Annotated in this window: 13 protein-coding genes and 1 pseudogene; 7 read left to right on the top strand and 7 right to left on the bottom strand. The window is 44.8% G+C overall.

The features are described from left to right. Positions 1 to 425: 425 nt before the first annotated feature. The 3 genes from RIG27_RS14990 to RIG27_RS14980 all read right to left on the bottom strand — a co-directional run bounded on the left by RIG27_RS14990 (position 426) and on the right by RIG27_RS14980 (position 3,112). On the bottom strand, positions 426 to 1,382 hold the full coding sequence (locus tag RIG27_RS14990; RefSeq protein WP_446346373.1) for a choice-of-anchor A family protein: 957 nt from the start codon (positions 1,380 to 1,382) through the stop codon (positions 426 to 428). 256 nt (positions 1,383 to 1,638) lie between these two features. After that, a complete protein-coding gene (locus RIG27_RS14985) occupies positions 1,639 to 1,953 on the bottom strand; it encodes a hypothetical protein (RefSeq protein WP_446346371.1) in 315 nt (104 codons plus the stop codon). Between the two features lie 223 nt (positions 1,954 to 2,176). Further along, on the bottom strand, positions 2,177 to 3,112 hold the full coding sequence (locus RIG27_RS14980; protein ID WP_446346369.1) for a glycosyltransferase family 2 protein: 936 nt from the start codon (positions 3,110 to 3,112) through the stop codon (positions 2,177 to 2,179). A gap of 466 nt (positions 3,113 to 3,578) precedes the next feature. Here RIG27_RS14980 and rpmF point away from each other — a divergent pair, with 466 nt between their 5' ends. Further along, on the top strand, positions 3,579 to 3,752 hold the full coding sequence (gene rpmF / locus RIG27_RS14975) for a 50S ribosomal protein L32 (RefSeq protein WP_006101025.1): 174 nt from the start codon (positions 3,579 to 3,581) through the stop codon (positions 3,750 to 3,752). Positions 3,753 to 3,870: 118 nt separating this feature from the next. Next, the gene (locus tag RIG27_RS14970; protein ID WP_446346367.1) at positions 3,871 to 4,464 is read left to right on the top strand and encodes a sulfite oxidase-like oxidoreductase; all 594 of its coding nucleotides are present in this window, start codon (positions 3,871 to 3,873) and stop codon (positions 4,462 to 4,464) included. A 251-nt stretch (positions 4,465 to 4,715) separates the two neighbouring features. Here the strand turns inward: RIG27_RS14970 and RIG27_RS14965 are convergent. Then, positions 4,716 to 4,868 (bottom strand): annotated as a pseudogene (locus RIG27_RS14965) (hypothetical protein); the annotation flags it as partial. Positions 4,869 to 5,170: 302 nt separating this feature from the next. Between RIG27_RS14965 and RIG27_RS14960 the strand changes: the two are divergent. Continuing rightward, the gene (locus RIG27_RS14960; protein WP_446346365.1) at positions 5,171 to 5,953 is read left to right on the top strand and encodes a DUF5131 family protein; all 783 of its coding nucleotides are present in this window, start codon (positions 5,171 to 5,173) and stop codon (positions 5,951 to 5,953) included. On the opposite strand, the gene RIG27_RS14955 is transcribed toward RIG27_RS14960, so the two are convergent. The 3 genes from RIG27_RS14955 to RIG27_RS14945 all read right to left on the bottom strand — a co-directional run bounded on the left by RIG27_RS14955 (position 5,934) and on the right by RIG27_RS14945 (position 8,417). Beyond that, on the bottom strand, positions 5,934 to 7,061 hold the full coding sequence (locus RIG27_RS14955; RefSeq protein ID WP_446346363.1) for a three-Cys-motif partner protein TcmP: 1,128 nt from the start codon (positions 7,059 to 7,061) through the stop codon (positions 5,934 to 5,936). The genes RIG27_RS14960 and RIG27_RS14955 overlap by 20 nt on opposite strands. 272 nt (positions 7,062 to 7,333) lie before the next feature. Then, on the bottom strand, positions 7,334 to 8,287 hold the full coding sequence (locus RIG27_RS14950; protein WP_446346361.1) for an ABC transporter ATP-binding protein: 954 nt from the start codon (positions 8,285 to 8,287) through the stop codon (positions 7,334 to 7,336). Further along, positions 8,268 to 8,417, bottom strand: coding sequence for a hypothetical protein (locus tag RIG27_RS14945; protein WP_446346359.1), 150 nt, complete (start codon positions 8,415 to 8,417; stop codon positions 8,268 to 8,270). Before RIG27_RS14945 ends, RIG27_RS14950 begins: the two co-directional genes overlap by 20 nt. Here RIG27_RS14945 and RIG27_RS14940 point away from each other — a divergent pair. From RIG27_RS14940 to mraY, 4 genes are all read left to right on the top strand, one after another. Continuing rightward, positions 8,410 to 10,005, top strand: coding sequence for a lipid-A-disaccharide synthase (locus RIG27_RS14940; protein ID WP_446346357.1), 1,596 nt, complete (start codon positions 8,410 to 8,412; stop codon positions 10,003 to 10,005). The genes RIG27_RS14945 and RIG27_RS14940 overlap by 8 nt on opposite strands. A gap of 136 nt (positions 10,006 to 10,141) precedes the next feature. Next, entirely contained in the window at positions 10,142 to 10,690 is a 549-nt protein-coding gene (locus RIG27_RS14935; protein WP_446346355.1) for an Npun_F5560 family protein, read from the top strand. Positions 10,691 to 11,300: 610 nt separating this feature from the next. Then, entirely contained in the window at positions 11,301 to 11,606 is a 306-nt protein-coding gene (locus RIG27_RS14930; protein ID WP_446346353.1) for a hypothetical protein, read from the top strand. Positions 11,607 to 11,795: 189 nt separating this feature from the next. Continuing rightward, on the top strand, positions 11,796 to 12,917 hold the full coding sequence (gene mraY / locus RIG27_RS14925) for a phospho-N-acetylmuramoyl-pentapeptide-transferase (protein WP_446346377.1): 1,122 nt from the start codon (positions 11,796 to 11,798) through the stop codon (positions 12,915 to 12,917). Positions 12,918 to 13,350: the final 433 nt, after the last annotated feature.

Raw genomic sequence — 13,350 nt, 5'->3', positions numbered from 1 at the left:
AAATCGATTGGCGATACTCACGACTTTCGCCTGTGCTAGACTAATTTTAGAGATTAACACATTATTTATTACAATACAAGACTAAGAGAAAATAAAAAGTCGTCCTAAAAGGACGAGGCTTGTATCCCTAGTTCTCGGTCAGACATCTGAAGCCTGCGATCGGCTAATTAATGACCTGTATAAACGACCCGCTTCGTTTTATTAACAACTGGTAGGGGCGACCCGCCTAGCTTAATGAACAACACCAGTCCCCTTAATTACATCGGGTCGCCCTCTCCTCCAGCCTATGTCTTTGTCAGACTACTTGCACGTTATGGTAATAGAAAAATCCCTGACCTAAGAGATTAAGTCAGGGACATAGTGTGAGGAGTGCATAAAAAAATGGACGGGGGCTAGGTTGGATGCCTAACCCAGGTTTCAAAACCTTAGACTTTCTGCTTACCTTTACGGCGAGAAGCAACTCCTAGAGCAGCGACTAATCCTAGTCCAGCTAATGTTGCGGGTTCAGGAACCGTTTCACTGATTGGGTCAGGTAAATCACCGTTGAAGAGATAGTTATTCGATTGTCCACCTCCCGTTAGCGAAGCGGTAATTAAGTTGCCGTTAATTTGAGCATTGTTAAAGTCGAAAGCGGCGAAAGGTGCTAAAATACTACCTTGTATTCCCATTCCACTGGCTGACAGATTTGTAGCTTCGTAGAAATTGTAGATAACGTTCTGTCTCTGATCAATACCGCCATTAAAATTGAAGCCAAAGTTTTGTAATGATGCTTCGTCTCCACTAACATTCACAATGATAGTCGAACCTGGAGTTACATCAATGTTGAAGCTGTTGGCAGTGCTTAAATCAGAGGCATTCAGATGAAAAATGTTTTCGTCTTCCTCTGAACCCGTTAATGTAATTCCACCATAAGCTATTTCTGTTGTACCAGTAGCCTCTAACCCTCCTAAAAATTGAGATAATGCTTGTAATTCCTGACTAGCTGCAGCGAAGTCAATGGGGTTATCTTGGCGAAGCGTTCCCCCATGCTCAAGAGTTACATCGGTAAGTTCTGCTGTTTCCCCGTAAACTGTATTGCCTCTAACTTGACCATTTTGAAAGACTAAATTTTTACCAACAACTAAGACATCGCCGTTATTTCCGTCTTGAGGCAGATTCATTCCTGCATAAAAATCTGAGAATGTGACATTTCCACCAATGGCGACCTTACCCTCAGAATCAGTATTGCTTTGATTCACATCACCTAGCACAAATATATTATAGTCAGCAGCGATTCCGAGATTAATTGCATTAGCCTGGCTAGATATTCCTAGTACCATCGTCGCCGCAATTGATAAGGGAGCTACCAATTGTCTTATGCGCGAAAAAGTTTGAGTATTCATCTGTAAAATCCAACTGTGTAAGGAACACTGAGTTTTAGGTATGACTCTTAACGAAGTCTGTTGTGTTAGATATTGAACCTAACCTTGGCTCAGTTGTTTTTATCTTATTCAATAAACTGACTAGATGTCAGTAGAAATGAAGGAAGATCATCAACTCTTTATGCATTTGAGTAACTTGATAAAACTCTAGTGAATTTTCACCCATGGCAAAAAATATGAAGGAAATGGTAGCGTTAGTGAAGCCTAGAACGTTGGTCTAGCAATAAGTAGTCGGACTAAATTCAAGTTTACGGTTGAGATAGGGCATTGGTGTCAACTTAGAGCGAAAAGCAGGGGAAGCAGAGGGAGCAGAGGGAGCAGGGGAAGCAGAGGGAGCAGAGGGAGCAGGGGAAGCAGGGGAAGCAGGGGAAGCAGAGGGAGCAGAGGGAGCAGAGGGAGCAGAGGGAGCAGGGGAAGCAGAGGGAGCAGAGGGAGCAGAGGGAGCAGAGGGAGCAGAGGGAGCAGAGGGAGCAGAGGGAGCAGAGGGAGCAGAGGGAGCAGAGGGAGCAGAGGGAGCAGGGGGTGTAGGCAAGCCTTACGTCCCTACATAAAAAAATTACTATTCTCCGAATCGATATATAATCTCTAAACGGAGAATAGTTTATTGATATATTTTTGACTAAATATCAAAGATAGTGTATGTCTACCTTTAAGCTGTTCGGCATTTAAACCTTAATGTCAATAATGGCGAAAGGATGGTAGTGCGAGCATCTTGCTCGCTACTAATACCCAATTTAAATGCATGACAGCTTATCTCAAGGTTTAATGGTGGAAGCTAATTTCCTTTGCATCGGAGGTAGATGATAATTATTAGATACCTCAGAAGCATTAACATCTGATCGGACAGTCATTGGATGATCTGGCGACCGATGAGATGGTGGCATTTGCTTCATTTCTTGGACTTTCAGCAAAATTAGGTACTCATAAAACGCTTGTAAGGTACACCAAGCCATTCCTGCTTTGCCATCCAGACAACCACCCAGGAAGAAATACATATAAATCCACCGTAACAGGGGTCTCAAAGGTAAACGTAGGGATAAATCTTTGAGCGCTCGACGCCGTTCAACTTCTGATCGACCAAAGAATAAGTTCCACCAATTGACATTTCCCTGTTCTAACTGACGGACTGTCTCAGCAGCTTCATCGGTGGAGTAGCGATTGTGCTTCTCTATCCAACGACTCAAGCCTTTACTACAGGTATAGTGGGGATAGGTTTCTTGCAGAAAACTGGTTGATCCATTACAAACTTCCCGTTCCGTGTGACCGTAGTCTGTAAACCAAACCTTTCCTTTTTGGAAAAGACGCATTTGGTAACGGGGGTACTGGGTGCTGTGGCGAATCCATTTCCCCATAAACATTACTTGTTCTGCCACATAATAGCCAACCCCATCTGGGCGTTTTATTGCCGTTAAACACTCTTGAAACAGTTGAGGGGTCATTCGCTCATCTGCTTCTAAGATATAAACCCATTGATACTTTGTTGGAATTGCTTCTAGCATCCAGGTTCGTTGCTTGCCATGACTCTCAAACTGATGTTGCACGACACGAACGGGGTAGCGGGAAGCAATTTCTACAGTACGGTCTGTGCTGTAGGAATCTACCACTATGACATCATCCGATAGCTGGGCTGACTCAATGCAAGCCGCAATATCTATTTCCTCGTTATGGGTCAGAATGTAGATGGAAAACATAAGTTAAAGAATGAGTGAACGATTAAATGAGTGCCAGATTCCTTTACATAGACTAGTAATGCTACCTGGGAAATCAAAATTTATAGTGTAGAGGCAGGTGTAAGCCGTTTAAGACAGCCTCAAACCGATAACTTATCAATAAACCCGCCCTTAGTCACAAATGAAAAGACTGCCCTGAGCATCGTCGAAGGATCAAAAGAATTTTTTTACCCTACGTATATTTTATATTTTGATAGGTTTTCTATCCCTGTGTCTAGGTTTATCCCCAATCTTTGTCCAATCTTTACATTTAATGATGCCTTAGCGTTGTGTCGGCAATCGGAGAAGCAACCTAAGAACAGTGAGGTAAGTAGTCGGACAAAAGAAAACAGCACCCTACCACCGATCCTTTTAGGTCGGTGAGGATGTCAACTTGGCTTGATGGCATACAATAGAAAGGCTGTGCAAAATTCGCTAACTGACAACCATGGCTGTACCCAAGAAGAAAACCTCAAAGTCAAAACGAGACAAACGTAGAGCTAACTGGAGACGCAAAGCCTCATTGGAAGCGGAGAAAGCCCTCTCTCTGGGTAAGGCTGTTTTGAGTGGACGTTCGACGTTTGTCTATCCGACTGAAGAAGAAGAGGAAGAAGAAGCCTAGTATAGGGTGGCAGGAGTTTGTGAACACCTCCGTTCAGAGAGGGGAGATGGGGGATTAGAGACGTATCAGGCTACGTCTCTACACTCTCTTTTCGGGATGGTTATTTTTATATTGAACTATGATCGGAAAATTTTTCCACAAACCAGAACCAGAACAGAGCGATCGCGTTCCTCCAGGTCAATACTTGACCAAGGGCTTCCCGGTTCTAACTTATGGTGAGACTCCCGACGTTAACATTGATGACTGGGAATTTCGGGTTTGGGGTTTGGCTACACCCAAGACCTGGCGTTGGTCAGATATGATGGCAATGCCTCAACATGATTTCACCAAGGATTTCCATTGTGTGACCCGTTGGTCAAAACTGGATGTGCAATGGACGGGGATCAGGGTAACTGACTTTATCAGTCAGGTGGAACTCGACCCTAAAGCCACCCATGTTATGCAACATTGCTATGGCGGCTATACCACTAATCTGACACTAGACGAGTTTGTGCGTGAGGATAACTTTTTTGCCCACACTCTGCTTGGCGAACCCTTACCCCCAGAACATGGCGGTCCCCTGCGCTTAGTGGTTCCCCACCTTTACGCTTGGAAAAGTGCTAAATGGATTAATGGCTTAGAGTTTCTCGACCATGAGGAATCAGGGTTCTGGGAACGTAATGGTTACCACCGCCGAGGTGAACCTTGGGCAGAAGAACGGTATAGTTTCTAGTACAAGAAGGCAGAAATAACGCCAACAGCTAACATCTTCGCCATCTCCCTCATCTTCGCCATCTCCTTCATCTTCCCCATCTCCCCATAACTTATTCAACTGAAGTTCCCCCCTTGCGGATGTACTACACCCAGGCTAAAGCCTTATTCCGTAGTGGTTTGAGCGCTCGCCGAACGTCTCGCCGAACGTCTAAAAAATCGCGGAAAGCCGCACGGTGAGGCAGTGCAAGATTTTTTGTCTGGGGGAACTTCAGTTTCATCGACAACGACAACCGCCGGATCAGAGGATTTATCCTGTAAAAGTGGGGCAATCAGACGCACTACCGCCCCCGTTGCTAAACCAAAAATAAAAGCGCGATGCGTTTGCCAGAGTGAGGCGATATGGGATTTAAGAGAACCCGGATAGAACCATAGGTCTTTAGAATTTAAATTGAATCATAGCAGTTAATGATCAAAAAATAAATTTCAGCACCGCTTCAGCCAAATTTCAGGATAAAAAGATTGAAATTTAACGCACCATCTATGAAAGTTTTTATCGATTAATACCGCTACCTTACAGCAGTTTACAAACCTTTCTTATAACGGGTGCAACTTATCAAATATTAACAGGCAAAAGTTAAATCACATAACTCTGGACAAGTTGACAATACATCGGTACTATAAATAAGCAAAGGAAAGACTATTAATGTTAGGGGTAGACTGAGAATATGGCTAGCACTCATACAGGTATCGAGTGGACAGACCGAACATGGAACCCCACAACTGGCTGCAACAAAGTTAGTCCAGGTTGTACCCATTGTTATGCAGAAGCACTAACTAAACGGTTTCATCAGAATTTTCCCAATGGATTTGATTTAACCCTGCATCGGGAACGCATAAAAGAACCCTTGCGTTGGCGCAAGCCAAGTCGCATTTTTGTCAACTCTATGAGTGATCTTTTTCACGAAGACGTGCCTATCGAATTTCTCAAAGACGTGTTTGATGTGATGGGTCAAACTCCGCAGCATATCTATCAAATTTTGACCAAACGACATGAACATTTAGTTGAATTAGCGTCTCAGTTAGAATGGCATAACAATATTTGGATGGGGGTATCGGTTGAAAATCAGGACTATGTTCATCGGGTTGATTCCATGCGACAAGTTCCAGCCAATGTGCGTTTTCTCTCTTGTGAACCACTTCTCGGTGATTTACATCTTAATTTAACGGATATTCATTGGGTTATTGTGGGTGGCGAATCGGGAAATAGATATCGTCCGATGAAGTTAGAGTGGGCGCAAAGTATTCGTGATCAATGTCAGAGGTTTGATGTCGCATTTTTCTTTAAACAATGGGGAGGTAAAACTCCAAAAGCTGGAGGAAGAGAACTGGATGGAAAGATTTGGGATGAGATGCCATTAGCTTGGAAACAACACCAACAGCAATGGGGAAAAGATATCCCAGTATCTCGTCATCAGTCTACGAAACAACTTAAATTGGTGGAAAAGTAACTCGTACTGTATCGGCAAATGTGTTTTTCCGGCGCTTAGATGGTTGTGCTGTAATTTTGCCTTTAGCCTCTAGTTTTAGAAGAGCATCTTTGTAATTTTTCTTGATGTAACGTTTACCAATATGATGTCTTTGATAAACCTCTATCATCGTCATTGTTTGACCGGCAAACTCATCTAATAACATATCTGTGAGTTCATCCAGTGGACGTGAAAGTTCAAAAAGTAAGGGTTGAAATTTTGTTGCCGGATTATACTCAAAAGATGGAACACCTTGTTCTGTTGTCGGACTTTCCTTTGCCATAATCTCTTTCATAATCTCATAACCTCTTACATGCTTACTGACAAAAATTAGATGATGGCTAGTACGGTTGCCATTTTCATGTCGAAAACGGAAAGGAAGCACATACTCTCCACCCATTTCTTTTAACGCTTCACAAATTTCTTCGACAATAGCGATTTCTTTGTTGGCTGGGTTTAGTAGCTGCAATTTTTCTCGAAGTTCTGACGCACGTTCTTCGCCAAATAGAGCATTTATATGATTTTTGACGGCATCGTTACCTAGTCCCATATTAATCCGGTTGTAGTTAAAGAAAAATATACAGTCACAGCCCCAATTTTTAACCACAGAATTAATCAGTTGTAATGACAATCCTTTATATCCCCATGGATCGACAAAAAATAGAGTGGGAACCAATTTAACTTGTTCAAGCCTCTGAACTATCTCTTCACCAATTTCATGGTTTATAACAATGGGTTTATTTTTTAGTTTATTGATATTGTGAATTGACTGAATGTTGTTCTGGAGTGACTGTGTATTATTTGCATCAGCATCATTAAAAAGCGTTATCAAGCGTTCTCTAAAATCTGGTTCTCGAATAGCAGTTTCCAGTACACGCAACGGTGTCGATTCGGAACCATCTTGATATCGACCAGGACCGGCAAACAAGTCAATATAAGCAAGTTTCAGCTTCTTTGACTTTTGCTTTTGTTCTTTTTGTTTCAAAAATCCAATGATAACTTTTGCCCATGCCCAGAAGTATTTCTCAACTATTCTGGCTTTAACGAGTGATTGTTCCTTTTGTTCATCAAAAAAAGACGAGTTGTTCATAGTAATATCTTAAATTGGATAATTTCAAAAACTATGTAGCACTATTTTTTTGCCTAGTGGGTATTTTCCGAAACCCAGAATAAGACAGATAACTAGCTATCAAGTTTGACCCATTTTAGCCTGACTTTTCACGGAAAGTCTAAAAACTATTGTAGAGACGAGCCATGGCGCGTCGGGGCGGGTTTAGTTACATCTGGGTGCAACCGAAAAGATAGCCGTGAAACCCGCCCCTACACAATTCACACTCACATTGCACCAGATACCGTGAAAAGTCAGATTCTAGCGGCTTTTTGAATTGTCTCTAAAGTTAACACACCAATTATCTTTCCTTCCTCCATGACAGGCAATCTCTGAGTTCCTGTCTGTAAGAGGAGGGATAAAGCTTGACGCAAATTATCGTGAGGCGCGATCGCACGCTCCCCCTGATGCGGATAATCTGAAGAAACTAGCTGCATTGCCGCCTCCACTCGCCGTAAACTTAACTGACGAAACAGATCATCAGCCCCCATTAACTCCCGGACGAAATCATTAGCAGGACTTGTCAGAATATTTAACGGCGTATCAAATTGTAAAATCTTACCTTTTTGCAAAATCATAATCTTATCCCCCAGACGCAGCGCTTCCTCAACATCATGGGAGACAAACAGAATCGTTTTGTGTACCTTCCGCTGAATTCGTAAGATTTCCTCTTGCAGAGATTGGCGAGTAATCGCATCAATAGCACCAAAGGGTTCATCCATTAGCATTAACTTAGGATCACCAGCCAACGCCCGCGCCACACCAACACGCTGCTGCTGTCCTCCAGATAGTTGTGCCGGATACCGATTCCGGTAAATTTGAGGGGGTAGTTCAACCAGCTTTAATAACTCATCAACGCGAGACTGGTATTTTGAGCGTGACCATCCTAAAAGTTTGGGAACAACGGCAATATTTTCCGCCACCGTCTGATGGGGAAATAAGCCCGACTGCTGAATTACATAGCCAATTTGTTGACGCAGCTTTGTAACTTTTATTTGACGGATGTTGACCCCATTCAGATAAATTGCCCCGGATGTGGGTTCATACAATCGATTGACCATCTTGAGAACGGTGGTTTTACCACATCCCGATGGACCTAAAATAACTACCAGTTGACCCGCTTCAATGTCGCAGGTTACTCCATTTACGGCGGGTTGGGGTGTCCCTGGAAATTGGAGACGAACTTGATCAAAACGAATAGCACTCACTGATTTGGCTGATTTTTGTTAAAGTTAGCTCATTCCATTTGACAAATGACAAATGACAAATGATAAATGACCAATGACCAATGACCAATGACCAATGACCAATGACCAATGACCAATGACCAATGACCAATGATATTTTAATTCTCTCCAATGGTCCGGGTGAAGTCACCACCTGGGTACGTCCTGTAGTCAAAGCATTGCGCCAGCAGCTAGGAAGCGATCGCGCTGTCTTCCGAATCTCGATTATCCTGTCTCCTTGTCCCAACGCTACAGGCAAAGAAGCCCAGATTGTTCAATCCTACCCCGAAGTAGACCGAGTGCAAGGGGCACAGCATTTTTTTCCCTTCTTACTCTGGGGGAAAACTGCCGGAAACTGGGACTGGCGCGATCGCGGCGTGGTGGTATTCTTAGGCGGCGATCAGTTTTTTCCTGTCGTTATTGGTTCTCGCTTAGGATATCGTACTGTTATTTATGCCGAATGGGATGCCCGTTGGCATCGCTGGATTGATCGGTTCGGGGTGATGAAACCCAGTATTATAGCCAAAGCCCCGAAAAAATATCGCCACAAGTTAACGGTAGTGGGAGATTTAATGGCAGATGTGGCAAGAGGGAGTAAGGGAGCTGGGGAGCTGGGGGAGCTGGGGGAGCAGGGGAAGCTGGGGGAGCTGGGGGAGCTGGGGGAGCTGAGGGAGTTAACTCAAAACCCTGTCCTCGAAGGCAGTGAAGGGTCAACACTTAACACTTCCCAAATTGAATGGATTGGTTTACTTCCAGGGTCAAAACCTGCCAAACTGATTCAGGGAGTACCGTTAGGGTTAGCCATTGCAGAACACATTCACAAAGTTAGACCTCAAACCCGTTTTTTGATTCCTGTTGCACCAACCTTAGATTTACCCACGCTAGCCCGTTTTGCTGATCCCCAAGAAAATCCCCTGATTCAGAAATTAGGATGGGGGAGGGCGAGATTGGTGATGCTAGATGGGGGAGATGAGGGAGATGAGGGAGATGAGGGAGATGAGGGAGATGAGGGAGATGAGGGCGGGTTTAGCAATATCGGGGTGACAAAAAACGATAGTAGTGAAACCCGCCCCTACAGTCAAAACCAGGTTTCCTTGAGCGAAGTCTCTACATTATTCAGGGCGGGTTTTGAACCCAAGTTATCATCACTCACGAAACAAAATTCCCTAAACCCGCCCCTACACTCAATACTCAAAATGGCGAGTGGTGTAACGGTAGAACTTATAACCGAATTTCCCGCCCATGAGATATTATCCCAATGCTGTCTGTGCTTAACCACAGTGGGAGCGAATACGGCGGAATTAGGTTCTCTCGGTGTACCAATGATCGTTTTATTACCCACCCAGCAACTGGATGCGATGCGGGCTTGGGATGGATTACCCGGATTGTTAGCGCGGTTACCGGGAGTAGGAACAAGTTTTGCCAAACTGATTAATTGGCTGATTCTGCAACAAAAACGCCTATTTGCGTGGCCCAATATTTGGGCAAAAGCGGAAATTGTGCCAGAAGTCGTGGGTCAACTGAAACCTCAGGATGTGGCACAATTGGTACTTGAGTATTTAGAGCATCCCGAAAAACTAGAAGACATGCGATCGCGCCTGCGGGCAGTCCGGGGTGAATCAGGTGCCGCCCAAAAGTTAGCGCAATTGGTGCAAGAGGAACTCACTCATCCCCAACCACCAATGACAAATGACAAATGACTATTTTGGAGTTAACGTGTCAAGCATAACCCTAGTAGTGATATCATCCTCCTACAGGGTAATCACATCACCGAGCGACGTTGCCCATCGTCTTCTGCTATTGGGAGTCCCTATTGTATTGGAGCTGTAAGCTATCGTGAACGCGACTGAAACCCCAACCCTACCAGCGCTGCAAACTGAAGTGTCTCGCCTTCGGGAAGAGTTACATCTGAGAGATCAGCTTGTGCAGCAACTCTCTCAAGAGCTATTTCGCTTGGTTAAAGGCAATGCGAGTTTTAAACCGCCAGCCGAGGTTTCTGAGCGTCATCAAGCCCAAATGCGAGTCTTGCGAGAACAGTTGCAAGATGTGGAGCAGCAAGTCAGATTTTACCAAGAGCAGATTACGACTCGCGATCAAGAAATTTATCAGTTGCGCCAGTCTGTGCAAGAATTAACGGATCGGTCTCGCATGTTAGAGCAGGTGGTTCAGGAGCTACCCCAAATTTATCGTCAGAAGTTTGCTGAACGCATGGCACCGGTGAGAGAAAAGGTGAGCCGCTTACAACGAGAGAATCGCCAACTTCATGCTGAGTTGCAAAGTGTCAGCTATCGGCTAGCTGTCAGGAATCGCAATATCACTCATGTTGACCTACCCAGTTTTGGTCGTCCGACGAATAGCCCAATTCCTACCTTTGGTAGCGTTTAGGCATTTGGATTGGGTACTCGTAGCGAGCAAGATGCTCGCACTACAAGGATAAGACATGCATCATTGATCAGCATGACTTTCCTATCGTAAGGCAGATGTATTGAGCATACTATCTTCGTTGAAATAAAGGCAGGCAAGCTTAGGGGTGAACTAAATCTGTGCAAATCTATGCAGACAAGCTAGAAATGTCTCATATTGCTGGTTTCATCCGTTGATGGTTATCGTTAGGGACGTTGATGAAGCAAGGCACTTCTCCCACCCACCGGAGCTTAACCGTACCTAGCACCCCGCACTTGTGATACTCCGCTTCAAGTCGTAACGCTTGTGCTCTAAACTTAAGACTCAACCAGCCCAAATCTAAAGCTTCGGTCACGGACTTTCCAATTGAAGCCAAGTATCGAACTGTCCGTATCAGTAAAATGGTGCGGACTTCTGCATATAACAGGTAGCGAGTAATCTCACGATCACAGCCGCGATGCAGAATGTTCAATGCGGCATTTTTGTCTGCTTGAATTACGTCCCCTGTGTAACAGATAAAACGATCCCCATCCCGTTGACCCAGCCTGGGCAATCGTGCAGCCTAAGTTTCAACAAGCAGAGAAAGACGCAATTGACCGCTGAGCGAGAATTTTCTGGAAATAATCAGGAACAAGCCTCTGATGCCCTGAAAGAAGTAGTGCAGGCGGCTTATAATCAACGCATTGATTCGTTGTTTGTCGCCTTAGACCATCAGCAGTGGGGTAGCTTTGACCCACAGAGCAACACGGTGCAGCTACATGAGCAACACCAGGCTGGTGACCAAGATTTATTGGATTTAGCAGTCGTTTATACGGTTTTGAATGGTGGAACAGTTTTTGCTGTAGAATCCGAGCGAGTACCCGCTCAATCACCGATCGCGGCAGTTTTCCGCTATTAAGTTGCTCCTTTAGTTAGCGATCGTGATGAATCATCCGGCAACAATAAGTAAATTTGCTTGAAGGATTGATTGCAAGTACCCTATTGATGTTACGATTCCCATCAGTGCCGTGGGTCACACGGGAATCGTCAAGACGCCATGCGTCTGATTGTGTGTGAGGAAGTTCGATAAAGGGATAGTTTGTCCGTGATAGACGCAAAATTAACTTCTGGGCGGTCGTTTAATTTAACGGGTTCCAGCCTCTTGACGTTACTAGCCGTTGGTTTGAGTCTGGGAGCATTGATTCTAGATGGGTTGGGGGAACACTCCCTGTTCGCCGGAGTCTCCATGACGTTGCCTCTGTTGATTTGTGCCGTGCTGACAGCGGCACTGGGATATGGGGTTGTCCCATTTCTGCAAACGTTGAAAATGGGGCAGATTGTCCGGGAAGATGGACCCCAAACTCATTTACAAAAAGCTGGAACCCCAACCATGGGTGGGGTGTTTTTTGTACCTGTGGCGGTAACGGTTGCTCTAGTTTGGTCGGGATTGGCACTGGCAGGGCAAGAGTTGGTTAATGTCCTCGTTGTATCCCTTGTGACCCTGGCTTATGGGATGATTGGCTGGTTGGATGATTGGCAAATTATCCGCCGCCGTTCTAATAAGGGCATTTCCCCTCGCCTGAAATTGGCACTGCAAATCAGTGTGGGGTTGGTGTTTTGTATCTGGCTGGCGGCAAGTCAACCGAGTAGTATTACCGCGATCGCACTCCCGTTTGGTATCGTTTTACCCTTAGGATTACTGTTTTGGCCCCTGGCGCTGTTTGTTTTGGCGGCAGAAAGTAATGCCACGAATCTTACCGATGGTGTCGATGGATTGGCTGGGGGAACCTGTGCGATCGCGCTTTTGGCACTAGCTGCGATCGTTGCCCCATCTTCACCGGGTTTAATGGTGTTCTGTGCCTGTCTCAGTGGCAGTTGTCTGGGTTTTGTCGTCCATAATCGCCACCCTGCTGCTGTGTTTATGGGAGATACGGGTTCCCTGGCTTTAGGTGGCGCTCTCGCGGCGGTAGGATTATTGAGCCAGAATCTCTGGTGTTTATTTGTTCTCAGTGGCATTTTCTGTTGGGAATCGATCTCGGTGATTGCCCAAGTTGCCTATTATAAAGCCACAAAAGATGACGCTGGAGTCGGTAAACGGCTGTTTAAAATGTCACCGTTTCATAACCATTTAGAATTAAGCGGTTGGTCAGAAACCCAAATTGTCGGTGCGTTTTATTTGACGGGTACGCTTTTAGGGTTGATTTGTTTAGGGTTGCAATCCAGTTTTTGAGCGATCGTTCAGTCAATCTGTAACCAGGCTTTTTAATCAGGGCGGGTTTTGTGGTTCAGTTATCGGTGACAACCTAGTTTGAGTAGCTAAACCCGCCCCTACAATGAAACTCTCTTTTTTACCGAAAATTAGAAGCTCCCTAGGAGACAAAAATCATGGTGATTGCTTCTAAAATAACCTTATATAGTAGCCCGATATATCGGTAAAAATCAACGGCTTAAACACTGATTCCTGAGTTGTACTTAAGACCAAGGTTTGCCAGCCTAGTGCAGCGCGGCAAAAATACAAGAGCCGCTTCGTAGATACGATGAAGCAGGGGGAGCAGAGGGAGCTGGGGAAGCTGGGGGAGATATTAGCTGTTCAGTTATTTCTGCTTTCTTGCACTAGAAAGGGCAAAGATGCCTTAATAAAGTAAAAGACGGCAAACACAACT

The organism is Coleofasciculus sp. F4-SAH-05 (genome assembly GCF_040222985.1).
Classification (GTDB): Bacteria; Cyanobacteriota; Cyanobacteriia; order Cyanobacteriales; family Coleofasciculaceae; genus Coleofasciculus; species Coleofasciculus chthonoplastes.
Note: the sequence above shows the minus strand (reverse complement) of the source record. Positions and strands in the feature narration are given on the sequence as shown.